The sequence below is a fragment of the Streptomyces sp. NPDC008238 genome (assembly GCF_042956445.1).
Taxonomy (GTDB): Bacteria; Actinomycetota; Actinomycetes; order Streptomycetales; family Streptomycetaceae; genus Actinacidiphila.
Genome location: NZ_JBIBGK010000003.1, coordinates 240,731 through 264,591, shown reverse-complemented (window position 1 = coordinate 264,591; position 23,861 = coordinate 240,731). Strand labels below are relative to the sequence as shown.

Sequence of the window (23,861 nt, the reverse complement as noted above, 5' to 3'; positions counted from 1 at the left end):
TAGGATGACGGGCAAGTTCGCGGCCGCAAAGGTCCCCCGTCAGGAGCCCGCAATGGACACCTCGCAGCCGGACGCCGCCGCCCGCGTCCAGGACATGCAGCGCACCTGGTACGGCGAGCCGCTCGGTGTGCTGTTCCGCGGCCTCATGGAGACCCTGGGGCTGAACCAGGCGCGGCTTGCGGGGGTGCTGGGGTTGTCGGCGCCGATGCTGTCCCAGCTGATGAGCGGGCAGCGCGCGAAGATCGGCAACCCGGCGGTCGTGCAGCGGCTGCAGGCGCTGCAGGAGCTCGCCGCGGAGGTGTCCGGCGGAGCGGTGACCGCGGCGGACGCCGTGCCGCGGATGGAGGAGATCCGCGGCTCCGAGGGCTCGCCCCTGCTCGGCACCACCCAGAGCGCGGCCGGGGCCCCGCTGCCGCCCGCCCGCAGGGTCGTCCACGAGGTCCGCGCGCTGCTGCACGCGGTGGCCTCGTCCGCCGAGATCGCCGAGGCGGCCGACTCCCTCGCCCACCGCCACCCCCAACTGGCAGAGTTCCTCCGGGTGTACGGGGCCGGGCCGTCCGAAGCGGCGGTCCGGGACTACGAGACGCGGAAGCGGGGGGCGGACGCACGTCATGGGTGAGGTGTTCGCGGGCCGGTACGAGCTGGTCGATCCGGTCGGACGCGGCGGGGTGGGCGCGGTGTGGCGCGCCTGGGACCGGCGTCGCGGGCGCTACGTGGCGGCCAAGGTGCTGCTGCAGAGCGACGCCCACGCCCTGCTGCGCTTCGTCCGGGAACAGGCTCTGCGCATCGACCACCCGCACGTCCTCGCCCCCACCAGCTGGGCGGCCGACGACGACAAGGTGCTGTTCACCATGGACCTGGTGCGCGGCGGCTCGCTCTCGCACCTCATCGGCGACTACGGCCCGCTCCCCGGGCGCTACGTCGGCGCTCTGCTCGACCAGTTGCTGTCCGGGCTGACGGCCGTGCACGCCGAGGGCGTGGTGCACCGGGACATCAAGCCCGCGAACGTCCTGCTGGAGGCGACCGGCACCGGGCGCCCGCACCTGAGGCTGTCGGACTTCGGCATCGCCATGCGCAAGGGGGAACCCCGGCTCACCGCGGCGAACCACGTGGTGGGCACCCCGGGTTACTTCGCCCCGGAGCAGCTGCTGGGCGCCGAACCGGACTTCCCCGCCGACCTGTACGCGACCGGGCTGGTCGCCCTCTACCTGCTCAGCGGCAGCAAGCCCGACGCGGAGGCGATCGTCACCCAGTACGTCCACGGCATGCCCCGGGCCCCGCAGGGCGTACCCGGTGCGTTGTGGGAGGTGATCGGCACCCTGCTGCAGCCGGACCCGGAGGCCCGCTTCCGTACCGCCGCGGGCGCCCGCAAGGCCCTGGCGGCGGCGGTCGAGCTGCTGCCGGACCCGGATCCGGACGAGGAGGCCGTCGAGGTCTTCGACCAGATCGGGCCGCTGCCCGCCGGCTTCTCCCCCGAAGGACCGCTGGATCCGGCGCCGTCCGTGGAGGAGACCGGGAGCTTCCGCCTGCCCCCGCCCGCGCCCGCCGGGCGGCCGGCCGCGACCGCCCCGACGCCGCCCACCCCGCCGACCCGGGCGCCCGTCACCCCGGCGCCCACACGTCCGTACACGGGCACCGTCACGGGTGCCGGTGCCCCGGTGGCCGCGCCCGTCGCGCCCCTCACCCCGCCGCTGCCGGCGCCCCCGGCCGTCGCACCCGCCGTGCCCTCGGCCCCCGCCGCGGCACCCGCGCGCCGGCCCGGGCCTCCCGCCAGGGTCGTCGTGCCGATGCTGCTCGTCGCGGCCCTCTGCCTCGCCTTCGGCTTCTGGGCGCTGTCAGCGTCCTCCTGAGACCGCGGCCGTCCCGCGCCGCCGCGCGGCCACCGTCCACACCGCCAGCGACAGCAGCAGCACGGTGCCCGCCCCCAGGGCCGCGAAGCCGAGGGCGCGCAGCAGCGGGTCACCGGAACCGGGCTCCCCGGGGAGGCCGAGGTCCTCGCCCGGGTCGCCGTCGTACGGGGGACCGGCCTGCGCGGCGCCCTCGACGCCGACCCGCAGGGTGACCGGGACCGCGCCGTCGACGAAGCCGGCGACTTCCGGGTGCACGGACACCGCCAGGTAGTAGAAGCCGTCGAAGCGGGCCGCCGACACGGCGTCGCCGCTCTCGTAGCGGTTTGCGTAGGCGACCTTCCCGGTCGTGGCGGTGACGGAGGCCTGCTCGCCCGCGTAGGAGGCGGTGTCGGTGCCGATGAAGGCCCAGCGCGGGTTGTAGACCTCCACCCGCAGGCCCGAACCGCTGTAGCCGCCGGGCTTCGTGACGGGCGCGTTGGCGAAGTCCGCCGCGACCCAGGCCTGTTGCCCCCAGCCGACCGGCACCCGGTAGAACCGGGTCTGACCGGGCAGCACCTCGTCCCGCCACACCCCGGCGGCGAGGATCCCGGCGTGGAGGAAGTCCGCGCCTCCGGTGGCGCCGTGGGCGGTGCCGCTCGCGGGCACGGGCGTCCGCGTGGCGGGGCTGAGCGCCGGGCCCGGCGTGGCACCCGTGGTGAGCCCCGGCTCCTCGGTGAGGCGGATCTGGAGCGGCCAGGGCGCGGCGTCCGAGGTGCCCTGTGAGGTGCGGGTGACCTCCAGGACGTAGGCGTGCGCGTCCTGGCACGGTCCGTCCCCGCCGATGGTGCGCCGGACCCAGGTGCCGATCGGCCGGGCCGCCCCGTCGTCGGAGAACGTCCGGCGGCCGCTGTCGCAGCGGGTGCCGTCGGTGCTGGTCAGCGTCAGCTCGATGCCGTCCCCGTAGGCCACCTCGGTGCCCGGGCGGGGCAGCGCGAAGACGGCGAGGTAGGACGAGTGCACGGCGTCCAGGTCGAGGGCGTAGTTCCTGCCGCCCTCGTCGGCCGGCAGGCTGTCCCGGTACAGGACGCCGGGCTCGAGCCGCGGGGCGTCGGCGGTGCTCGCCCGGCCCTGTACCGCCTCGCCCTGGGGCTGCCAGGAGGGGACGGCCGCATCGGCGAGCGCCGTTCCCGCCGCACCGGCCGACAGCGCGAACGCCGCCACCACCGCTGTGACTGCCCTGCGGATCATGCCCCGTCCCTCCGCCTGCGGCCCAGCAGGGCCACCGTCCCGACCCCGGCGAGCGCCACCGCGCCGCCCGCGGCCGCCGCGATCGCGTCGCCCGCCGTCATGAAGCCCCCGCCGTCCGCGGGGGTACCGGCGCTCTCCGTGTGCCCGGACACCACCCGCTCCCCGCCGTCCTTGCCGGCGGCCGGACCGCCGCCGAGCGCCGCCGCGTCGTACTCCGGACCGGCCTGCTCCGTGCCCGTCACGGCCACACGCAGGACGACGCGCACCGCCGCGTTCCGCGCCAGCTCCGCCGCGCCCGGCCCGAGCGACACGGCGACGTAGTGCTCGCCCGCCGTACGAGCGCCCCGGGCGCCGCCGACGGCGACCCAGCGGTTGGTCCACGTCACCGGCACGGTGCCGAGCCCCACGGACAGCGGCCGCCCGAAGTAGCCGCGGCGCTGCGGCATCCCGGAGGCGTCGCCCAGCGGTTGCCGCCCCGGCCCGTACGCGGCCGTCGCCACGAAGGACGAGGCCGTGGAACCGCGCTCCAGAAGGGGTTCGTTGGCGAAGTCCGCGGAGTACGTCAGCCGCTGTCCCCAGCCGACCCGCACCTTGTAGAAGCGCGTCTGCCCGGGCAGCAACGTGTCCCGCCAGACGCCGGTGCCGAGGCGGCGCGCGTCGTTGAAGCCCGTGCCGCCCTCGACGTCGCGCGGTGCGCCCGTCAGGGCCGGCGGCGGGTCCCCATAGCGGGTGGCGGCCGGTGCCGGGGTCGCGCCCGCGGCGAACGGCCGCTCGGTGCCGTACCGCAGCTCCAGGGGCCAGCGGGCCCGGTCCGAGCCGGCGGCGCTGGTGCGGTGCACGGAGAGCACGTAGCGTCCCGCCTCGTCGCAGGCGCCGCCCCCCTCGTCGCCCGGGATGCGGCTGACGGCGCCGCCGATCACCATGGCGCCCTCGTCCTGCCCGAAGCGCGCGGAGTCCGAGCCGCAGGTGAGCGGGTACCTCCCGGTGCCGGCCAGCCGCAGTTCGACGCCGTCCCCGTACGCGGCCCGTACCCCCGGCCGCGGCACCGCGGTCACCGCCAGGTCGGCCGTGGAGGCCGCGTCCAGGTCCACGGCGTACCAGCGGGTCTCGCCGGGGCCGATGTCGTCGACGTACTGGCCGGGGGACAGGCCCGGGGCACCGGCGGCGGCCGCCGAGCCGGTCACCGGCCGGCCCCGGAGGCGGTAGGCGTCCGCGCCGAGCCGGGAGGCCCGCGTCAACTGCCGGACGAGGGAGGCGGCGTCGGGGGCGTCGTAGTAGCTCCCGTGCCCGGCACCGGCGACGCATTCCAGCTGTTCCCGGGCGCCGCCCCGCACCTGGAAGCCGATGGTGTCGATCCGCAGGTCGGCGCCCTGTCCGGCGAGCTGTGCCGCCACCTCGCAGGGCTCGGGTGCCCCGCAGGTGTCCTCGCCGTCGGAGACCAGCACGATCGTCCGCCGGCCGCCCTCGGGCAGGTCGGCGGCCGCCCTGCGCAGCGACAGCCCGATGGGGGTGTCGCCCTTGGGCCGCACGCCGGCCACGGCCCGCTTCAGGGCGTCCCGGTCCAGCGGCCGCACGGGCTGCAGCAGCCGGGTGTCGTCGCAGCCGTGCTCCTTGCCCGCGCCGTAGACGCGCAGTCCCGTCGGGTAGCCGTCCGGCAGCGCGTCCACGACGGCTCCCACGGCCTCCCTGGCCGCCGTCATGCGCGCGCCCGCCATGGAGCCGGAGGAGTCCAGCACCATGACCAGCCCGTCGCCCTCGCCGCCCGTGGCGGCCCGTGCCGACCCGGGCGGTCCCAGCAGGGCGCCCAGCACCACCAGCCCGCCCGCGGCCGCCCACAACCGGCCCAGGGACCCGCACGGCAGCGCATTCCCTCGTCGCATGTGCTGTTCCCCCTCGCACATCGTCGGCTTCAGCGAAGCTATTGATTTGCGACAGCAAATACAAGCGGATCACGTCACGGTCGGGCAACGACGCCGCGGGCATGACGAAGCCCCGACCACATCGTGATCGGGGCTCCGCGAATCCTTCGTCCGTGCCGCCGCGTCTCAGACGCTCGCGCCGGAACCCGCCGGAACGGAATCCGTGGCCTCCGTCCACAGGTCCTGCTCGGCGCGGTCCGCCTGGATCTGGCGGTACACGAGGAGACCGCCGATGGCGGCCAGTGCGACCAGGAGAAACTTCTTCACCGCGCGACCTCGTCCTTCTTGCGTTGGGGGTCTTCCGACGGGCCCGACTATACACACCGGTCGATATCGAACGGTGACCTGCCACCGGAACCAACTCCGCCGGCGCGGACAAGGAAACGGCCCGTACGGATGATCCGTACGGGCCGTTCACGCGGTGGGGCTAACAGGACTTGAACCTGTGGCCTCTTCCTTATCAGGGAAGCGCTCTAACCGTCTGAGCTATAGCCCCGCGCTGCGTTGCGTTGAAAGATTAGCGCACACGGGGCCGTGGCCCAAAATCGGTTACTCGTCCTCCGCCAGCGTCAGCTCGACCCCGCCCACCATGCCGGCCGACATGTTGTAGATGAAGGCGCCGAGCGTGGCCAGCGCCGTGGCCAGCACGACGTCGATGACCGCGATGACCGCCGTGAAGGTCAGCACGCGCGACAGCGACAGGAAGGACACCAGGTCGAAGCCGCCGTCCGAACCGGACGAGGTGGCCTCGCTGAGGGTGCCGCCGACCGTGGTGAAGACGCCGATGGCGTCCATCACCATCCACAGCACCGCGACCGCGATGACCGTGCAGATGCCCAGCGCGATGGAGAGCAGGAAACTGACCTTCATCACCGACCACGGGTCGGCCTTGGCCACCCGCAGCCGCGCCTTGCGCGTGCGCGGCACGGTACGGGCCGCCGGACGCGGCTGGCGGACGCCGGCGGTCGCGGGGGGCCCGGCCGGGGGCGCGTACGCCTGCGGCGGCTGGTGCGGGCCCTGCGGCTGCTGCTGGGGCTGCGGCGGCTGCTCCGCGACCGGGGCGCCGGGCGCGCCGCCGTAGGTCTGCTGGTGCACCGCGTGCTGGTGCTGCTGCTGCGATGGACGGGTGTCAGTCACGGTGATTCCCCCCTGGTGCGGGCCGTTGTCCGTACGTGGGCCATGGGCACCGCCGATCGCCTCCGGCAGGGCCGCCGGCATCGGCTGCCCTCCGTCCGCGCCCGTCCCACCCGCGGCGCCCTTGGCTCCACTCACGGCTTCTTACTCCTCCGACTCGGCGGCCACGGGCTGTTCGCCCTCGGCCTCTTCGGCGGCGACGACCTCTTCGGCCTCCGCCCCCGCCTCGGCATTGCGGGCGACGCCCACGACTGCATCCTTTTTACCGAGGTTGATCAGTTGGACGCCCATGGTGTCACGCCCGGTTTCCCTGATCTCGTTGACACGGGTGCGGATCACGCCGCCGCCGAGGGTGATGGCGAGGATCTCGTCGGTCTCCTCCACCACCAGCGCCCCGACCAGGGAACCCCGGTCCTCGACGATCTTGGCCGCCTTGATGCCGAGTCCGCCGCGCCCCTGGACCCGGTACTCGTCCACACTGGTGCGCTTGGCGTACCCGCCGTCGGTGGCGGTGAAGACGAACGTACCCGGTCGCACGACATTCATCGAGAGCAGTTCGTCCCCTTCGCGGAAGCTCATGCCCTTCACGCCCGAGGTCGCACGGCCCATCGGGCGCAGCGTGTCGTCCGTCGCGGTGAACCGGATGGACTGCGCCTTGCGGCTGACCAGCAGCAGGTCGTCGGCCGGGCCGACCAGCTCGGCGCCGATCAGCAGGTCCTCGCTGCCGTCCTCGGTCTCCCGCAGGTTGATCGCGATCACACCGCCGGAACGGGGCGAGTCGTAGTCCTTCAGCGAGGTCTTCTTCACCAGGCCCGAACGGGTGGCGAGCACCAGGTAGGGCGCCGCGTTGTAGTCGCGGATGGCCAGCACCTGGGCGATCTGCTCGTCCGGCTGGAAGGCCAGCAGGTTCGCCACGTGCTGCCCGCGGGCGTCACGGCCGGCGTCCGGCAGCTCGTACGCCTTGGCGCGGTAGACCCGGCCCTTGTTGGTGAAGAACAGCAGCCAGTGGTGGGTGGTGGAGACGAAGAAGTGGTCGACGATGTCGTCTTCCCGCAGCTTCGTGCCCCGCACGCCCTTGCCGCCGCGCTTCTGGGACCGGTAGTCGTCGGTCTTGGTGCGCTTGACGTAGCCGCCGCGGGTGATCGTGACGACGATGTCCTCCTCGGCGATCAGGTCCTCGATGGACATGTCGCCGTCGAAGGGCACCAGCGCCGAGCGCCGGTCGTCGCCGAACTTCTCGACGATCGCCGTCAGCTCCGTGCTGATGATGCCGCGCTGCATCTCGGGCGAGGCCAGGATGCGGTTGTACTCGTTGATCTTCGCCTGGAGCTCGTCGTGCTCCTGGACGATCTTCTGCCGCTCCAGGGCCGCCAGGCGGCGGAGCTGCATCTCCAGGATCGCGTTGGCCTGGATCTCGTCGATCTCCAGCAGGCCCATCAGGCCCTCGCGCGCCACATCGACCGTCGCGCTGCGCCGGATCAGGGCGATGACCTCGTCGATCGCGTCCAGGGCCTTCAGCAGGCCGCGCAGGATGTGCGCGCGCTCCTCGGCCTTGCGCAGCCGGAAGCGGGTCCTGCGGACGATGACCTCGATCTGGTGGGTCACCCACTGCTTGATGAACTGGTCGAGGGAGAGCGTGCGCGGCACGCCGTCGACCAGCGCCAGCATGTTGGCGCCGAAGTTCGTCTGCAGGTCGGTGTGCTTGTAGAGGTTGTTCAGCACGACCTTGGCCACGGCGTCGCGCTTGAGCACGATCACCAGGCGCTGCCCGGTCCTGGAGGAGGTCTCGTCCCGGACGTCGGCGATGCCGCCGACCCGGCCGTCCTTCACCAGGTCGGCGATCTTCTGCGCCAGGTTGTCGGGGTTGACCTGGTACGGCAGCTCGGTGACCACCAGGCACTGCCGGCCCTGGATCTCCTCGACCTCGACCACCGCGCGCATCGTGATGGAGCCGCGGCCGGTGCGGTACGCCTCCTCGATGCCCTTGCGGCCCACCACCAGGGCGCCGGTCGGGAAGTCGGGGCCCTTGATGCGCTCGATGAGCGCGTCCAGCAGCTCCTCGTTGGACGCCTCGGGGTTGGCCAGGTACCACTGGGCGCCCTCGGCGACCTCGCGCAGGTTGTGCGGCGGGATGTTGGTCGCCATGCCGACCGCGATGCCGGCGGAGCCGTTGATCAGCAGGTTGGGGAAACGCGACGGCAGGACCGTCGGCTCCTGGTTGCGGCCGTCGTAGTTGTCCTGGAAGTCGACGGTGTCCTCGTCGATGTCCCGGACCATCTCCATCGACAGCGGCGCCATCTTGCACTCGGTGTACCGCATGGCGGCGGCCGGGTCGTTGCCCGGGGAACCGAAGTTGCCGTTGCTGTCGACCAGCGGCATGCGCATCGACCACGGCTGGGCCAGCCGCACCAGCGCGTCGTAGATCGAGGAGTCGCCGTGCGGGTGGTACGTACCCATGACGTCGCCGACCACGCGGGCGCACTTGTAGAAGCCGCGCTCGGGACGGTAACCGCCGTCGTACATCGCGTACAGCACGCGGCGGTGGACGGGCTTGAGGCCGTCCCGGACGTCGGGCAGCGCGCGGGACACGATGACGGACATCGCGTAGTCCAGGTAGCTGCGCTGCATCTCCGTCTCGAGGCCCACGGCCTCGATCCGCATGGTGTCCGTCTCGGCGGCGGCGCCCTCGGCGCCCTCCGGGGTGCCGGGCGTGACAGGGGTGTTCTCGTCGGCCATTGCTGGTCAAAGTCCTTTCGGGCGGCGGCTGATGGGGGCCGACTCAGATGTCGAGGAAGCGGACATCCTTGGCGTTGCGCTGGATGAAGGAGCGCCGGGCCTCGACGTCCTCGCCCATCAGCACCGAGAACAGGTCGTCGGCGAGGGCCGCGTCGTCCAGGGTGACCTGGCCGAGCACGCGGTGGTCGACGTCCATCGTGGTGACCCGCAGTTCCTCGGCGTTCATCTCGCCGAGGCCCTTGAAGCGCTGGATCGAGTCCTCGCGCACGCGCTTGCCGTTCTGCCGCCCCAGCTCGATCAGGGCGTCGCGCTCGGAGTCGGAGTACGCGTACTCGAAGTCGTCCCGGCCCCACTTGATCTTGTAGAGCGGGGGACGGGAGAGGTACACGTGGCCCGCCTCGACCAGCGGCCGCATGAAGCGGAACAGGAAGGTCAGCAGCAGGGTGTTGATGTGCTGGCCGTCCACGTCGGCGTCGGCCATCAGGATGATCTTGTGGTAGCGCAGCTTGGAGATGTCGAAGTCCTCGTGCACACCGGTGCCGAAGGCCGAGATCAGCGCCTGGATCTCGGTGTTCTGGAGGATCTTGTCGATCCGCGCCTTCTCCACGTTCAGGATCTTGCCGCGGATCGGGAGGATCGCCTGGTACTGCGGGTTGCGGCCGGACTTGGCCGAGCCGCCGGCGGAGTCGCCCTCGACGATGAAGATCTCGCACTTGGCGGGGTCGTTGGACTGACAGTCGCTCAGCTTGCCCGGCAGCGACGCCGTCTCCAGCAGGCCCTTGCGGCGCGTCAGGTCGCGCGCCTTGCGGGCGGCGACGCGGGCGGTGGCCGCCTGGATCGACTTGCGGATGATGTCCGAGGCCTCGTTGGGGTTGCGGTCCAGCCAGTCCGTCAGGTGCTCGTGCACGACCTTCTGGACGAAGGTCTTCGCCTCGGTGTTGCCGAGCTTGGTCTTGGTCTGGCCCTCGAACTGCGGCTCGCCCAGCTTGACCGAGATGATCGCGGTCAGGCCCTCGCGGATGTCCTCACCGGTGAGGTTGTCGTCCTTCTCGCGGAGCAGCTTCTTCTCGCGCGCGTACTTGTTGACCAGCGTGGTCAGCGCGGCGCGGAAGCCCTCCTCGTGGGTGCCGCCCTCATGGGTGTGGATGGTGTTGGCGAAGCTGTAGACACCCTCGCTGTACTGGGTGTTCCACTGCATCGCGACCTCGACGGAGAGCATCCGCTCCTTGTCCTCCGCGTCGATGTCGATCACCGACGGGTGGACCGTCTCGCCCTTGCGCGAGTTCAGGTACTTCACGAAGTCGACGATGCCGCCCTCGTAGTGGTACGAGACCGAGCGCGGCTGGCCCTCGTTCTCCACGTCCGCGTGCTCGGGGCGCTCGTCCGTCAGCGAGATGGTCAGGCCCTTGTTGAGGAAGGCCATCTCCTGGAAGCGCCGCGAGAGCGTCTCGAAGGAGTACTCGAGGGTCTCGAAGATGTCCCCGTCCGCCCAGAAGGTGACCGAGGTGCCGGTCTCCGGGACCTCCTCGTTCTTCTGCAGCGGGGCGGTGGGGACACCCATCTTGTAGTCCTGGGTCCAGCGGAAGCCCTCACGCTTGACCTCGACCGCGACCTTCGTCGACAGGGCGTTCACCACGGAGACGCCGACGCCGTGCAGACCGCCGGAGACGGCGTAGCCGCCGCCGCCGAACTTGCCGCCGGCGTGGAGGACGGTCAGCACGACCTCGACGGCGGGCTTGCCCTCGGACGGCACGATGTCCACGGGGATGCCGCGGCCGTTGTCGACGACGCGCACGCCGCCGTCGGGGAGGATCGTGACGTTGATGGTGTCCGCGTGACCGGCCAGCGCCTCGTCGACGGAGTTGTCGACGACCTCGTACACCAGGTGGTGCAGGCCGCGCTCGCCCGTCGAGCCGATGTACATGCCCGGGCGCTTGCGAACCGCGTCCAGGCCCTCAAGGACGGTGATCGCGCTGCCGTCGTACGCCCCGCCGGAGGCGGGCGCGGCGGAGCCGTCAGCTGCGGACGTATTGATCTCGTTGGGGTTGCCGGAATCGGCCACGAAGCGCCCTTTCTGGCACAGCATGAGCCGGGTCCCGCGGGGCGGAACCGGCTTCATCACTCGACATCTTCGACTGGTCCCGCTGGGGTCCCCCGGTGCCGGAGGCCAGGGGCGGGCGGTACTGCTACCAGTCTACCGGTAGCGCCGACATAGATGGGGCTTTGGCGGTACCTGAGTTCCCGTGTGCCCGACGGAAGTACCTCCTGACGACTCCCCACACGCGGACCGGGTCCCAAAACGGCTCACGCGGGCGCACAGGGCTTCGACCCGATTACGCACAGCAGGTTTCCGGCCTATCCGTACGTATCGCCCGGCCCACGGCTCCCGGGAGCGCGCAGCCGCCCGTACGAACGCACCGGTCCCCCCGGTCCCAGGACCTTGATCAGCTTCACGGTGCCGTGCCCGAGGTCGGCGTTCAGCCTGGCCACCAGCGTCGGGGCGAGCAGCCGCAGCTGCGTCGCCCAGGCCGTGGAGTCGCACTGCACCGTGAGGACCCGCTCCTCCTCGTCGTACCGCTGCGGCTGGCAGTGCAGGGCCACGTCGTCGCCCACCAGTTCCGGCCAGCGGCCCATCACACCGCCCACCGCCGCCGGGGCCTCCCAGCCGCGCTCGGTGATCAGCCGGCTGATCGCGGCGCCCAGCGGCAGCGGGTCGCGCCCGTCCGCCCGTGCGCCGCTGCGCAACCCCCCGCGCCGGGCCTGCTTCTTCTGCTGCGCGGCCGCGCCCCTGGCGCGGGCCTGCTCCTTGGCGGCGCGCAGCGCGACCCTGGCCAGGTCGACGCCGGACACCGGCTCGCCCTGGGCGCCCGTCGCCTGCCCGGGCGGCTGCTGCTGATCCGTCATGCCCGCTCCACGCCGCCGTCCTCCACCGCGTACCGGGCGCCGACCAGCACGTCCGGCACGTCGTCGTCCACCGCCGCCGTCACCAGCACCTGCTCACCGGGGGCCACCAGCTCCGCCAGCCGCGCCCGGCGCCGGGCGTCCAGCTCGGCGAAGACGTCGTCCAGCACCAGCACCGGCTCGCCGCCGTCGGCGCGCAGCAGGTCGTACGAGGCCAGCCGCAGCGCCAGCGCGTACGACCAGGACTCCCCGTGGCTCGCGTACCCCTTGGCGGGGAGCTGCCCCAGCTTGAGCGAGAGGTCGTCCCGGTGCGGGCCGACCAGGGTCACCCCGCGCTCGATCTCCTGCTTGCGGGCCTCCCCGAGGGCCTCCAGCAGCAGCCCGTACAACTGCTCGCGGCCCGACGCCCCGGCGATCCGTTCGCCGATCGAACTGCGGTACTCCAGCACGACCGGACCGCCGCCCGGCGCCAGCTGCTCGTACGCCTTGTCCGCCAGCGGCTGCAGGGCGTGGGTGAGGTCCAGGCGCTGGGCCAGCAGTTCGGCGCCGGCCTTGGCCAGGTGCTGGTCCCAGATGTCGAGTGTGGACAGGTCGGCGCCGCGGCCGCCGTGGCGGCGGGCCATCGCGGCCGACTTCAGCAGGGTGTTGCGCTGCTTGAGGACCCGCTCGTAGTCGCTGCGGACGCCCGCCAGCCGGGGCGCCCGCGCGGTGAGCAGCTCGTCGAGGAAGCGCCGGCGCTCCCCGGGGTCGCCCTTTACCAGGGCCAGGTCCTCGGGGGCGAAGAGCACCGTCCTGACTATCCCCAGCAGGTCGCGCGGGCGGACCTGGGAGGAGCGGTTGAGCCGGGCCCGGTTGGAGCGACCCGGGTTGATCTCCAGCTCGACCAGCTGCTGCCGCTCGCCCTGCACCACCGACGCCCGCACGATCGCCCGGTCCGCGCCCATCCGCACCAGCGGGGCGTCGCTCGCGACGCGGTGGCTGCCGAGGGTCGCCAGGTAGCCGACCGCCTCGACCAGATTGGTCTTGCCCTGGCCGTTGGGCCCCACGAAAGCGGTGACGCCCGGGTCGAGCGGGACCTCGACCCGGGCGTAGGAGCGGAAGTCGGCGAGCGACAGATGCGCGACGTGCATGGCTGCGCGCCGCCTCCTTCCCGTGGGTGTGACTAGTGCTTCTCGACGGCGTGGCCGCCGAACTGGTTGCGGAGCGCGGCGATCATCTTCATCTGCGGGGAGTCGTCCTGGCGGGACGCGAAGCGCGCGAAGAGGGACGCGGTGATCGCGGGCAGCGGCACGGCGTTGTCGATGGCGGCCTCGACGGTCCAGCGGCCCTCGCCGGAGTCCTCGGCGTAGCCCTTGAGCTTGTCGAGGTGCTCGTCCTCGTCGAGGGCGTTGACGGCCAGGTCCAGCAGCCAGGAGCGGATGACGGTGCCCTCCTGCCAGGAGCGGAACACCTCGCGCACGTCGGTGACCGAGTGGACCTTCTCCAGCAGCTCCCAGCCCTCGGCGTAGGCCTGCATCATGGCGTACTCGATGCCGTTGTGGACCATCTTCGCGAAGTGGCCGGCGCCGACCTTGCCCGCGTGGACGGAACCGAAGTTCCCCACCGGCTTGAGGGCGTTGAAGACCGGCTGCACCTTCTCCACGTGCTCGGCCTCGCCGCCGTACATCAGCGCGTAGCCGTTCTCCAGGCCCCAGACGCCGCCGGAGACACCGCAGTCGACGAAGCCGATGCCCTTGGCGGCCAGCTCCTCGGCGTGCTTCTCGTCGTCCGTCCAACGGGAGTTGCCACCGTCGACGACGACGTCACCGGGGGAGAGCAGCTCACCGAGCTCGTCGATCGTCGACTGGGTGGCGGCGCCGGCCGGCACCATCACCCACACCACGCGCGGGGCCTCGAGCCTGTCCACAAGTTCCTGCAGGCTGTGGACATCGGCGAGGTCCGGGTTGCGGTCGTAGCCGATGACAGTGTGACCGGCCTGGCGGATGCGCGTGCGCATGTTCCCGCCCATCTTGCCGAGACCGATGAGACCGAGCTCCATCGTTGATCCTTCGTTCGAAGCCTGCCTGACCTACGTCGAGCCTACGTCGGCCCCCGCAGGGCGACGCGACCGGACAGGCCTCGCGTCAGCCGGACAGCCGGACCGGCATGATCAGGTACTTGTACGCGTCGTCGGCCTCGGCGTCGACCGCCGGACGGCCGCTGAGCAGCGCGGGCTTCGTCGACGTGGTGAAGGACAGCTGCGCCACCGGCGAGTCGATCGCGCTCAGGCCGTCCAGCAGGAACGTCGGGTTGAAGGCGATCGAGATGTCGTCGCCCTCCAGCGTGGCGTCCACGCGCTCCACAGCCTGTGCGTCGTCGCTGGAACCGGCCTCCAGGGTCAGCACGCCCTGCTCGAAGCTCAGCCGGACCGGCGTGTTGCGCTCGGCCACCAGGGCCACGCGCTTGACGGCCTCGACGAAGGGGGCCGTCTCGATCACCGCGACGGAGTTGAACTCGGTCGGGAAGAGCGTCCGGTACTTCGGCAGGTCGCCCTCGAGCAGACGCGTCGTGGTGCGGCGGCCCGCGCCCTCGAAGCCGATCAGGCCCTCGCCCGCGCCGGAGCCGGCCAGGGCGATGGCGACGGAGTCGCCGTTGGTGAGCGACTTGGCGGTGTCCAGCAGCGTCTTGGCGGGCACCAGGGCGACCGCGGAGATGTCCGGGGTCTCCGGCTTCCACAGGAACTCGCGGACCGCGAAGCGGTAGCGGTCGGTGGCGGCCAGGGTGACGGTGTCGCCCTCGATCTCGATCCGCACACCGGTCAGCACCGGCAGGGTGTCGTCACGGCCGGCGGCGATGGCGACCTGGGCGGCGGCCGCGGCGAAGACCTCGCCGGGGACGGTGCCGGAAGCGGTGGGCATCGCGGGCAGCGCCGGGTACTCCTCCACAGGCAGGGTGTGGAGTGTGAATCGCGAGCTGCCGCAGACGACGGTCACGCGCACGCCCTCGGTGGAGATCTCCACAGGCCTGTTGGGAAGTGCCCGCGAGATGTCGGCGAGCAGCCGGCCGGAGACGAGGACGGTGCCGTCCTCCTCCACGTCGGCCTCGACCGAGACACGGGCCGAGACCTCGTAGTCGAAGCCGGACAGGCTCAGCTGTCCCTCCTCGGCCTTCAGCAGCAGGCCCGCCAGGACCGGCACCGGGGGACGGGCCGGGAGACTGCGGGCCGCCCAGGCCACTGCCTCCGCGAGTACATCGCGCTCCACCCGGATCTTCACCGGAACCGCCTCCTGCTGTTGCTGGCTGTCTGTGGCCGACTCTCTGGCCCTGCTGGCCCTCTTGCCGAGAACAGTCTGACAGCCGCCGCGGACATGCGGTGCGGGTTGGGGTCAAGCCGGAGGGCGGGGAGTCCGACGGCCCGCGGCTCGGTTGTGCACAGGTCCCACTTCGAAGCAGATTCCCCGGTAACTATCCCTGGTCGTAGTAATAGGGGTTGTGGAAACCGTGGATAAGTGGTTCCGGTGCAGGTCAGGCCCTGTTTTTTATCCACCGAGCCTGTGGGCGGAGCCGGTGGACAACCGGGCCCGTCTGTGGACGGCCGGAAGTTGTGCACACGCGATTCACAGGAGCCCCCCGGTTCTCCCCAGCGCTGTCCCCAGGAATACCCGGGTTCTCCCCAGCCCAACCCACCACGTTGGTGTGACGCGGTTCACTCCGACCGGTGAGCGGGTGTGTTCCGTTGCCGAACAGTGGACAGGACTGTGGAGAAGCGGCCCCTGACTGGGGACAACCGCCCCCAACCTGTGGGCGAGCGGTGGACAACCGCGAGAGGGGTCCTGTGGGCGGCCGGAATGTCCACAGTCTGTGGATCGGGGTTGCCCACAAATCCACATGGCCCCCAGCAGGCCGAACGAGCATCCTACGGCCCGGCCTGTGGACACGTTCGGGACAACCCGGGCATCCCCAGGCTGTGGACGGGGGAAAACCGCCCCGTCCTGTGGAGAGACGTTCCTGTCCCAGGGCCGCCGCCGGCGCAATCGAACAACGAGAAGCGCCCCGGGAGTTGGCCCGGGGCGCTGTGGACGTACGGAGTGCGTGCGGAAGGCGTGCGGAAGGCGCCTGAGGGGACGCGCGGGAGACCCGCGGGAGGACGCGTGGAAGGTCCCGCGTCAGCTCTTGATGCGGTTGGTGAGCTCGGTGACCTGGTTGTAGATGGACCGTCGCTCGGCCATCAGGGAGCGGATCTTGCGGTCCGCGTGCATGACCGTCGTGTGGTCGCGGCCGCCGAACAGGGCGCCGATCTTCGGCAGCGACAGGTCCGTGAGCTCCCGGCACAGGTACATGGCGATCTGCCGGGCCGTGACGAGCACGCGGCTGCGGGAGGAGCCGGAGAGGTCCTCGACGTCCAGGCCGAAGTAGGAGGCCGTCTCCGCCATGATCGCCTGTCCGCTGATCTCGGGGACGGAGTCCTCCCCGCCGGGGATCAGGTCCTTCAGCACGATCTCGGTGAGCTGCAGGTCCACCGGCTGACGGTTGAGGCTGGCGAAGGCCGTCACCCGGATCAGCGCGCCCTCCAGCTCGCGGATGTTCCGCGAGATCCGGGAGGCGATGAACTCCAGCACCTCCGGCGGGGCGTTGAGCTGCTCCTGCACCGCCTTCTTGCGGAGGATCGCGATCCGGGTCTCCAGCTCGGGCGGCTGGACGTCGGTGATCAGGCCCCACTCGAAGCGGTTGCGCAGCCGGTCCTCCAGGGTCACCAGCTGCTTGGGCGGCCGGTCGGAGGAGAGCACGATCTGCTTGTTGGCGTTGTGCAGGGTGTTGAAGGTGTGGAAGAACTCCTCCTGCGTCGACTCCTTGCTCGCCAGGAACTGGATGTCGTCGACCAGCAGGATGTCCATGTCCCGGTAGCGCTTGCGGAACGCGTCCGCCTTGCCGTCGCGGATGGAGTTGATGAACTCGTTGGTGAACTCCTCGGAGCTCACGTAGCGCACCCGTGTGCCCGGGTAGAGGCTGCGCGCGTAGTGCCCGATCGCGTGCAGCAGGTGCGTCTTGCCGAGGCCGGACTCCCCGTAGATGAACAGCGGGTTGTACGCCTTGGCCGGTGCCTCCGCGACGGCGACCGCCGCGGCGTGCGCGAAGCGGTTGGAGGCGCCGATGACGAAGGTGTCGAAGAGGTACTTGGGGTTCAGCCGCGCGGTGGGCTCCGCCGGTCCCCCCGAACCGCCCGACCCGCCGGCGCCCAAGTGGGAACCGGCACCGCCGTTCCCCCCTCCGGTGCGCGGCGGAGGCATGGCCGGCATCTGCGGCGGCGCCGGTTCCGGTCGCGCCGGGGGCTGGTGGGGCGAGGGGATCTCGTAGCGGGAGGCGGGCGGCTGGTAGTGCTCGCGCTCCTGGTAGTCGCCGAAGCGCTGCTGCTGCCAGCGGTCCTCGGGCTCGCGGGGCGGCCAGCCGCCGGAGCCGCCGGTGGGCCCGACCACGTGCTCGGGATAGGCCGGGCGCATGCGCGGGACCTCGCCGTAGCCGTGCGGCCGCTCGTCGTACCGGCCCGGCTCCGCGGCGTACGCGGGGGGCTGAGGATGCGACGGCGCCTCGAGCTGCGGCTGCGGTTCGGGGACGACCGGCGCCTGCGGCGCGGGGGCCGCCTCCTGCTCGCCGCCCGAGGCGACGGCGATGGCGATGCCCACCGGGTGGCCGAACTCACGGCTGAGGACGTCGGTGATCAGCGGCAGGAGCCGCCCCTCCAGCACGCTCTTGGCGAACTCGTTGGGGGCGGACAGCACGGCCGTACCCGCGACGAGCGCCAGCGGCTGCGTCCGCTGCAGCCAGTCCGCGTCCTTCGGCTTGAGGTCGTCGCTCTCCACGAGCAGTTTTTGCAGGACCCTGGGCCACACTGAGGCAAGATCGGCAGTTACGTCAGCCACAGTGCACGCTCTCTCGGTCGCTGGTTGGTGCCGATGGGTCCCACGAAGGTGTGGTTCTTGGGACGGACGGGAATGTTTCGGAGTTCAGCCACGGTAGTCAGCGCAGCCTGCCTGGTTCAAGTCGTTGTCCACAGGGTGTGCAAAACCACGTCCGGATGGCGGCGCGTACGGCGGTGACCGGGGCTGGTTTGACCTGACGCCGCGGCCCCGCGTACCGTAACCAGGTCGAGTTGTCGATGGCTGCTGCCGCCTGCCTACCGATGGGCGAGGATCACCGAGGTGATCGTCAAGCGGTGCACACCAGGATGTTCCGCGAGTTCTTCGTGGGCGCACGGTGACAGCCAGGCGACGCCCCGCCAACACACGATTCATCCTGGAGCCCCCGAGTGAGCAAGCGCACCTTCCAGCCGAACAACCGTCGTCGCGCCAAGACCCACGGCTTCCGGCTGCGCATGCGTACGCGTGCCGGCCGCGCCATCCTCGCGACCCGCCGTAGCAAGGGCCGCGCCCGCCTGTCCGCCTGATCGCACCGAAGCGCGAGGTGTGAGTCGTGCTGCCCACCGAGAATCGGCTGAGGCGGCGGCAGGACTTCGCGACCGCGGTACGTCGAGGACGCCGGGCCGGACGGCCACTTCTGGTCGTCCACCTGCGCACCGACAGTGACACAAGGGACCCGCACGCAGCGGGGGGGAGTGCCTCCCCGGCGCGTGCGGGTTTCGTCGTGAGCAAGGCCGTCGGTAACGCGGTGACCCGGAACCTGGTCAAGCGTCGGCTTCGTCACCTTGTCCGCGAACGTCTGTCCGTGCTGCCCCCCGGTAGCCTGGTAGTCGTACGAGCGCTGCCCGGTGCGGGTGACGCAGACCATTCACAGCTGGCCCGAGACCTGGACGCCGCCCTCGGGAGGCTCCTGGGGGTGGCGCTATGAAGTACCCGTTGCTGGCCTTGATCAAGATTTACCAGTGGACCATCAGCCCGTTGCTCGGTCCGGTCTGCAAGTACTACCCCTCGTGTTCGCACTACGGGTATACGGCGATCGATCGGCACGGCGCGATCAAGGGCACTGCCCTGACCGCGTGGCGGATCCTGCGTTGCAACCCGTGGTCGCTGGGCGGCGTGGACCATGTCCCGCCGCGCAAGCGCCCACCGTGGCACGCTCGCCTGCGCGAAGCCCTCCGGGGTGACGCACCGGGCGGGTCCGTTACTCCCGAGCCCGTCGAGACGCCTCATGCCCAAGGAGCCTGACCGTGGGGATCTTGAACCCCCTCTACGATGCCGTTTCGTGGATCATTGTCCAGTTCCACTCGCTGTACGGCCTCGTCTTTGACAAGGACGGCGGCCTGGCCTGGGGCCTGTCGATCGTCTCCCTGGTGGTCCTGATCCGGATCTGCCTGATCCCGCTGTTCGTGAAGCAGATCAAGTCGACCCGGAACATGCAGGCGCTCCAGCCCAAGATGAAGGCGATCCAGGAGCGCTACAAGAACGACAAGCAGCGTCAGTCCGAAGAGATGATGAAGCTGTACAAGGAGACGGGTACCAACCCGCTCTCCTCGTGCCTTCCGATCCTGGCGCAGTCCCCCTTCTTCTTCGCGCTGTACCACGTGCTGAGCTACATCGCTCAGGGCAAGCAGGTCGGCGTGATGAGCCAGGGCCTCGTCGAGAGCGCCCAGCATGCCCACATCTTCGGCGCGCCGATCGCGGCCAAGTTCAGGGACAGCGCGGACAAGCTCGCCTCGCTGGGCGCCTCGGTGACCGACGTCCGCGTGGTCACCGTCATCATGATCGTCCTGATGTCGGCCTCGCAGTTCTACACGCAGCGCCAGCTGATGACGAAGAACGTCGACATGACGGTGAAGACGCCGTTCATGCAGCAGCAGAAGATGCTGATGTACGTCTTCCCGATCATGTTCGCCGTCTTCGGCATCAACTTCCCCGTCGGTGTCCTCATCTACTGGCTGACCACCAACGTGTGGACCATGGGGCAGCAGATGTTCGTCATCCGCCGGAACCCGACCCCCGGAAGCATTGCCTTCAAGCAGCGCGAAGAGCGTCTGAAGGCCAAGGGCAAGCTGAAGGTCGAGCCCGCCGCCGCCCAGGAGCCGCAGGACACGGCGCCGGTGAAGCGCACCCAGCCCAAGCGCCAGAGCAAGTCGCAGCGCCAGACGGGCGGCACCGCGCAGCCGGCCGGTGCCGGCGGCACCAAGCCCAAGCCGGGCGGCGGGGCGGCCGCGGGCACCAAGCCAAAGCCGAGCAGCGGCGCGGACAAGCCGAACCTGTCGAAGAAGAAGTAGCAGAGGAGTCCCGCCGTGACGGACGGCAACACCACCGACGCGCTCACCCGCCTCGAGCAGGAGGGCGAGATCGCGGCCGACTACCTCGAGGGGCTGCTGGACATCGCCGACCTCGACGGTGACATCGACATGGACGTCGAGGGGGACCGGGCCTCGGTCTCCATCGTCGGCGAATCGTCGAGCCGTGACCTCAACAAGCTCGTCGGCCGGGACGGCGAGGTGCTGGAGGCGCTCCAGGAGCTGACCCGGCTCGCGGTCCACCGGGAGACCGGCGACCGCAGCCGGCTGATGCTCGACATCGCCGGCTTCCGGGCCCGCAAGCGGGCCGAGCTGACGGAGCTGGGCGAGAAGGCGGCCGAGGAGGTCAAGGGCTCCGGCCAGCCGGTGAAGCTGAAGCCGATGACGCCCTTCGAGCGCAAGGTCGTGCACGACGCGGTGGCTGCCGCGGGGCTGCGCAGCGAGTCCGAGGGCGAGGAGCCCGAGCGCCGGGTGGTCGTCCTCCCGGCTTCCTGACCTCCACCGGTCTCAGCTCTCAGCGGTACTCACTCGGCCCCGTCTGTTCGCAGGCGGGGCCGAACCTTGTCAGCCTGGTGAAAGCTTGCAACAACGGAAGGACGGTTCTCGTGACGGAGGCAGCGGCGGAGCTTCCCCCGGCGCCGGAAGCGGCACGTGAGGTGTTCGGTGAGCGCTTCGCGGACGCGGTGCGGTACGCGGAACTGCTGGCCGACGCGGGAGTGCGCCGCGGGCTGATCGGCCCGCGCGAGGTGCCCCGGCTCTGGGAGCGCCACCTGCTGAACTGCGCCGTGCTGGCCGAGGTGATCCCCCAGGGCGTCTCGGTGTGCGACGTGGGCTCGGGCGCGGGGCTCCCGGGCATCCCGCTGGCACTGACCCGGCCGGACCTCTGCATCACCCTGCTGGAACCGCTGCTGCGCAGGACCACCTTCCTGGAGGAGGCCGTGCGGCTGCTGGGACTGTCCAACGTCGTGGTGGTGCGTGGCCGTGCCGAGGAGATGGTCGGCAAGGTGCCGCCGGTGGACGTGGTGACCGCCCGTGCCGTGGCCCCACTCGAACGTCTCGCCGGCTGGGGGCTGCCGCTGCTCCGTCCGCACGGGGAGATGACCGTCCTCAAGGGCGACACCGCCGAGGAGGAGCTGAAGGCCGCACGCGCCGCCCTGAGCCGCCTCGGGGCCGTGGAGACCTCCGTGGTCCAGGTCGGCGAGGGGATCGTGGATCCGCTCTCGACGGTGGTGCGGGTGCTGGCGGGCGAGAGCCCCGGCGGTGTGCGGGGAGCGACCCGCAGGGCCAAGGCGGCCCGGGCGAGCCGTCGACAACGGCACTGATCGCGGCCGTGTGCTCCATACAAACGGCCATACGTACATAATCCGGAGTGTCGGGTAGGAAACGGTCGCCGCGCTGCGCATCGTGTTTCACGTGAAACGGCGCTCTCTGCTCCCAGGAATCCTCGGCCGCGCTCGTGCGGCGGCCGAGATGCTCTCGCATCGGCCCTCCGAGATGACCCATTCGGTGACTCAACCGGTGGATTCATCCACAGGAGAACCGCCCTCACTGGTTCGCGACCCCGAAAGCATGGCAGGCTCTGTTCATTGCGAGCTTGTAGTCGAGGAGAGTGAATCCTTGCGGTCCGACGCCAACATCGCGGGACCGATGGCCGATCCGGTCCCCGGTCCCCGCACCGAGCCGTTCGGGGATGATGTTTCACGTGAAACACCGCCCCCGATGGACGACACCCCCATCGGCCGTGCCGCCCAACTGGCCGTGGAGGCACTGGGGCGGGCCGGTGAAGGACTCCCACGCCCACCACAGACCCGAGTGATGGTGGTCGCCAACCAGAAGGGTGGGGTCGGCAAGACCACCACCACGGTCAACATGGCCGCCTCCCTGGCCCTCCACGGGGCCCGGGTGCTGGTCGTCGACCTCGACCCCCAGGGCAACGCCTCCACCGCCCTCGGGATCGACCACCACGCCGAAGTCCCCTCCATCTACGACGTGCTGGTGGAGAGCAAGCCGCTCTCCGACGTCGTCCAGCCGGTGCCGGACGTGGAGGGCCTCTTCTGCGCCCCCGCCACCATCGACCTGGCCGGCGCCGAGATCGAGCTGGTCTCGCTGGTGGCCCGCGAGAGCCGGCTGCAGCGGGCCATCGAGTCCTACGAGCAGCCACTGGACTACATCCTCATCGACTGCCCGCCCTCGCTCGGTCTGCTGACCGTCAACGCCCTGGTGGCCGGCGCCGAGGTCCTCATCCCGATCCAGTGCGAGTACTACGCCCTGGAGGGCCTGGGGCAACTGCTCCGCAACGTGGAGCTGGTGCGGGGCCACCTCAACCCCAAGCTCCATGTCTCCACCATCCTGCTGACCATGTACGACGGCCGGACCCGGCTCGCCTCGCAGGTCGCCGAGGAGGTGCGCACCCACTTCGGCAAGGAGGTGCTCAGCACGAGCATTCCGCGCTCGGTCCGCATCTCGGAAGCGCCCAGCTACGGTCAGACGGTGCTGACCTACGATCCCGGTTCGAGCGGCGCGCTGTCGTACCTCGAGGCGGCACGCGAGATGGCCCTGCGCGGCCTTGGGCGCAGCCAAGACACAGAGCAGAACACGTCGAAGGGGATCCAGTGAGTGAGCGACGCAGAGGACTCGGCCGTGGTCTCGGCGCGCTGATTCCCGCCGCACCGAACGGTGCGGACGCGGCAGCCGCGACCGCGGTGGCGACGGCGACGCCCGCCGCGCCTGTCCTGGCGCCGGAGCGAGGTGTTGCCGTCGCCAAGGTGACGGCCCTGGCGGAACAGCAGGGACATGAGGGGACGGCGTCGATCCCCGTTTCACGTGAAACACCTGAAGCCATCGTGGTTCAGGAGCCTTCCCTGGTGGCGGGGGCGTACTTCGCGGAGCTGCCGCTGGACGCGATCATCCCCAACCCCCGTCAGCCGCGTGAGGTCTTCGACGAGGACGCGCTGGCCGAGCTGGTCACCTCCATCAAGGAGGTCGGCCTCCTGCAGCCGGTCGTCGTCCGTCAGGTCGGACCGGAGCGCTACGAGCTCATCATGGGCGAGCGGCGCTGGCGGGCCAGCCGGGAAGCGGGCCTGGAGGCCATCCCGGCGATCGTGCGCGCCACGGACGACGAGAAGCTCCTCCTGGACGCGCTGCTGGAGAACCTGCACCGTGCCCAGCTGAACCCGCTGGAAGAGGCGGCCGCCTACGACCAGCTCCTCAAGGATTTCGCCTGCACCCACGAGCAGCTCGCCGACCGCATCGGGCGCTCCCGCTCCCAGGTCTCCAACACCCTGCGCCTGCTGAAGCTCTCCGCGCCCGTACAGCGGCGTGTTGCGGCCGGTGTGCTCTCCGCCGGGCACGCCCGCTCCCTGCTCGCCCTGGAGGACGTGGAGGACCAGGACCGGCTCGCCAGCCGGATCGTGGCCGAGGGGCTCTCGGTGCGCGCGGTCGAGGAGATCGTGCATGTGATGAACTCCGAGTCCCAGCCCGCGCGGAAGGCACCGGCGCCCCGGGCAGGCAAGCGGATGTCCCCCGCGCTGACCGACCTCGCGCTGCGGCTCTCGGACCGCTTCGAGACCCGTGTGAAGGTGGACCTCGGGCAGAAGCGCGGGAAGATCGTCGTGGAGTTCGCCTCGATAGAGGACCTGGAGCGCATCCTCGGCTCGATGGCACCGGGCGAGGGAGACGTCCTCGAGCGGTCGCTCACCGAGGAGTCCGACGAGGAGGAGTGAGCCCCGGCGTCCGCACCGCCGCGTGACGGGACGCAACTACCGGGCGGGTCACGTCCCGAGAGGGATGTGACCCGCTTTTTGCTGGGCCGTTAGCGTTGCTCCGGTGTCGGACTTGTCCGCTCACGGATACGATGCGTACGGGATGGAGCACTACCTCCGAGGAGGGGCT

20 protein-coding genes, 1 tRNA gene and 1 pseudogene are annotated in these 23,861 nt (G+C 71.0%); 10 read left to right on the top strand and 12 right to left on the bottom strand.

Features of this window, described 5'->3' with window-relative positions; translation table 11 throughout:
• Positions 1 to 52 precede the first annotated feature (52 nt).
• Positions 53 to 619: a DNA-binding protein gene (locus ACFZAU_RS10070; RefSeq protein WP_500551763.1), complete on the top strand. Its 567-nt coding sequence runs from the start codon at positions 53 to 55 to the stop codon at positions 617 to 619.
• Positions 612 to 1,850 (top strand): serine/threonine-protein kinase, encoded by a 1,239-nt coding sequence (locus ACFZAU_RS10065; protein WP_500551762.1) that lies wholly within the window; start codon positions 612 to 614, stop codon positions 1,848 to 1,850. Before ACFZAU_RS10070 ends, ACFZAU_RS10065 begins: the two co-directional genes overlap by 8 nt.
• Here the strand turns inward: ACFZAU_RS10065 and ACFZAU_RS10060 are convergent.
• The 12 genes and pseudogenes from ACFZAU_RS10060 to dnaA form a co-directional block, all read right to left on the bottom strand.
• Positions 1,836 to 3,077, bottom strand: coding sequence for a hypothetical protein (locus ACFZAU_RS10060; RefSeq protein ID WP_500551761.1), 1,242 nt, complete (start codon positions 3,075 to 3,077; stop codon positions 1,836 to 1,838). The two genes, ACFZAU_RS10065 and ACFZAU_RS10060, sit on opposite strands and share 15 nt — an antisense overlap.
• Positions 3,074 to 4,957, bottom strand: coding sequence for a vWA domain-containing protein (locus ACFZAU_RS10055; RefSeq protein ID WP_500551760.1), 1,884 nt, complete (start codon positions 4,955 to 4,957; stop codon positions 3,074 to 3,076). Before ACFZAU_RS10055 ends, ACFZAU_RS10060 begins: the two co-directional genes overlap by 4 nt.
• Positions 4,958 to 5,122: 165 nt before the next feature.
• Positions 5,123 to 5,263: a DLW-39 family protein gene (locus ACFZAU_RS10050; protein ID WP_018559211.1), complete on the bottom strand. Its 141-nt coding sequence runs from the start codon at positions 5,261 to 5,263 to the stop codon at positions 5,123 to 5,125.
• Between the two features lie 155 nt (positions 5,264 to 5,418).
• Positions 5,419 to 5,492 (bottom strand) — tRNA-Ile (locus tag ACFZAU_RS10045).
• Positions 5,493 to 5,545: 53 nt separating this feature from the next.
• Positions 5,546 to 6,268 (bottom strand): DUF3566 domain-containing protein, encoded by a 723-nt coding sequence (locus ACFZAU_RS10040; RefSeq protein WP_500551759.1) that lies wholly within the window; start codon positions 6,266 to 6,268, stop codon positions 5,546 to 5,548.
• A 6-nt stretch (positions 6,269 to 6,274) separates the two neighbouring features.
• Positions 6,275 to 8,866, bottom strand: a complete 2,592-nt coding sequence (gyrA, locus tag ACFZAU_RS10035; RefSeq protein WP_500551758.1) for a DNA gyrase subunit A — start codon at positions 8,864 to 8,866, stop codon at positions 6,275 to 6,277.
• Between the two features lie 43 nt (positions 8,867 to 8,909).
• Positions 8,910 to 10,952 carry a DNA topoisomerase (ATP-hydrolyzing) subunit B gene (gene gyrB, locus ACFZAU_RS10030; protein ID WP_500551757.1) on the bottom strand — a complete coding sequence of 681 codons (2,043 nt, stop codon included), beginning with the start codon at positions 10,950 to 10,952 and terminating at the stop codon, positions 8,910 to 8,912.
• A gap of 269 nt (positions 10,953 to 11,221) precedes the next feature.
• On the bottom strand, positions 11,222 to 11,770 hold the full coding sequence (locus ACFZAU_RS10025; RefSeq protein WP_500460828.1) for a DciA family protein: 549 nt from the start codon (positions 11,768 to 11,770) through the stop codon (positions 11,222 to 11,224).
• A complete protein-coding gene (gene recF / locus ACFZAU_RS10020; RefSeq protein ID WP_500460827.1) occupies positions 11,767 to 12,897 on the bottom strand; it encodes a DNA replication/repair protein RecF in 1,131 nt (376 codons plus the stop codon). Before recF ends, ACFZAU_RS10025 begins: the two co-directional genes overlap by 4 nt.
• Before the next feature lie 32 nt (positions 12,898 to 12,929).
• Positions 12,930 to 13,811, bottom strand: a pseudogene (gene gnd, locus ACFZAU_RS10015) (phosphogluconate dehydrogenase (NAD(+)-dependent, decarboxylating)); the annotation flags it as partial.
• A gap of 79 nt (positions 13,812 to 13,890) precedes the next feature.
• The gene (gene dnaN, locus ACFZAU_RS10010) at positions 13,891 to 15,021 is read right to left on the bottom strand and encodes a DNA polymerase III subunit beta (protein WP_500460825.1); all 1,131 of its coding nucleotides are present in this window, start codon (positions 15,019 to 15,021) and stop codon (positions 13,891 to 13,893) included.
• 891 nt (positions 15,022 to 15,912) lie between these two features.
• Complete coding sequence (gene dnaA, locus ACFZAU_RS10005; protein ID WP_500551756.1) at positions 15,913 to 17,664, bottom strand: chromosomal replication initiator protein DnaA; 1,752 nt, start codon at positions 17,662 to 17,664, stop codon at positions 15,913 to 15,915.
• A gap of 386 nt (positions 17,665 to 18,050) precedes the next feature.
• On the opposite strand from dnaA, the gene rpmH reads away from it, so the two are divergent.
• The 8 genes from rpmH to ACFZAU_RS09965 all read left to right on the top strand — a co-directional run bounded on the left by rpmH (position 18,051) and on the right by ACFZAU_RS09965 (position 23,692).
• Complete coding sequence (gene rpmH / locus ACFZAU_RS10000) at positions 18,051 to 18,188, top strand: 50S ribosomal protein L34 (protein ID WP_003975051.1); 138 nt, start codon at positions 18,051 to 18,053, stop codon at positions 18,186 to 18,188.
• Between the two features lie 26 nt (positions 18,189 to 18,214).
• Positions 18,215 to 18,589 (top strand): ribonuclease P protein component, encoded by a 375-nt coding sequence (gene rnpA / locus ACFZAU_RS09995; protein ID WP_499604619.1) that lies wholly within the window; start codon positions 18,215 to 18,217, stop codon positions 18,587 to 18,589.
• Positions 18,586 to 18,906, top strand: a complete 321-nt coding sequence (yidD, locus tag ACFZAU_RS09990; protein WP_037731476.1) for a membrane protein insertion efficiency factor YidD — start codon at positions 18,586 to 18,588, stop codon at positions 18,904 to 18,906. Before rnpA ends, yidD begins: the two co-directional genes overlap by 4 nt.
• A 2-nt stretch (positions 18,907 to 18,908) precedes the next feature.
• On the top strand, positions 18,909 to 19,952 hold the full coding sequence (yidC, locus tag ACFZAU_RS09985) for a membrane protein insertase YidC (RefSeq protein WP_500551755.1): 1,044 nt from the start codon (positions 18,909 to 18,911) through the stop codon (positions 19,950 to 19,952).
• 15 nt (positions 19,953 to 19,967) lie between these two features.
• Positions 19,968 to 20,465 (top strand): Jag family protein, encoded by a 498-nt coding sequence (locus ACFZAU_RS09980; RefSeq protein WP_499604625.1) that lies wholly within the window; start codon positions 19,968 to 19,970, stop codon positions 20,463 to 20,465.
• Between the two features lie 110 nt (positions 20,466 to 20,575).
• Positions 20,576 to 21,292 carry a 16S rRNA (guanine(527)-N(7))-methyltransferase RsmG gene (gene rsmG / locus ACFZAU_RS09975; RefSeq protein ID WP_500551754.1) on the top strand — a complete coding sequence of 239 codons (717 nt, stop codon included), beginning with the start codon at positions 20,576 to 20,578 and terminating at the stop codon, positions 21,290 to 21,292.
• Between the two features lie 247 nt (positions 21,293 to 21,539).
• Entirely contained in the window at positions 21,540 to 22,586 is a 1,047-nt protein-coding gene (locus ACFZAU_RS09970) for a ParA family protein (protein WP_499604628.1), read from the top strand.
• Positions 22,583 to 23,692, top strand: a complete 1,110-nt coding sequence (locus tag ACFZAU_RS09965) for a ParB/RepB/Spo0J family partition protein (protein WP_500551753.1) — start codon at positions 22,583 to 22,585, stop codon at positions 23,690 to 23,692. The genes ACFZAU_RS09970 and ACFZAU_RS09965 overlap by 4 nt, the downstream gene beginning before the upstream one ends.
• Positions 23,693 to 23,861: the final 169 nt, after the last annotated feature.

Coding starts and splice junctions, on each gene's coding strand:
- yidD (WP_037731476.1), top strand. CDS start 18,586: ATGAAGTACCCGTTGCTGGCCTTGATCAAGATTTACCAGTGGACCATC.
- ACFZAU_RS10055 (WP_500551760.1), bottom strand. CDS start 4,957: ATGCGACGAGGGAATGCGCTGCCGTGCGGGTCCCTGGGCCGGTTGTGG.
- ACFZAU_RS10060 (WP_500551761.1), bottom strand. CDS start 3,077: ATGATCCGCAGGGCAGTCACAGCGGTGGTGGCGGCGTTCGCGCTGTCG.
- recF (WP_500460827.1), bottom strand. CDS start 12,897: ATGCACGTCGCGCATCTGTCGCTCGCCGACTTCCGCTCCTACGCCCGG.
- ACFZAU_RS10025 (WP_500460828.1), bottom strand. CDS start 11,770: ATGACGGATCAGCAGCAGCCGCCCGGGCAGGCGACGGGCGCCCAGGGC.
- gyrA (WP_500551758.1), bottom strand. CDS start 8,866: ATGGCCGACGAGAACACCCCTGTCACGCCCGGCACCCCGGAGGGCGCC.
- ACFZAU_RS10070 (WP_500551763.1), top strand. CDS start 53: ATGGACACCTCGCAGCCGGACGCCGCCGCCCGCGTCCAGGACATGCAG.
- ACFZAU_RS10065 (WP_500551762.1), top strand. CDS start 612: ATGGGTGAGGTGTTCGCGGGCCGGTACGAGCTGGTCGATCCGGTCGGA.
- gyrB (WP_500551757.1), bottom strand. CDS start 10,952: ATGCTGTGCCAGAAAGGGCGCTTCGTGGCCGATTCCGGCAACCCCAAC.
- ACFZAU_RS09970 (WP_499604628.1), top strand. CDS start 21,540: ATGGCAGGCTCTGTTCATTGCGAGCTTGTAGTCGAGGAGAGTGAATCC.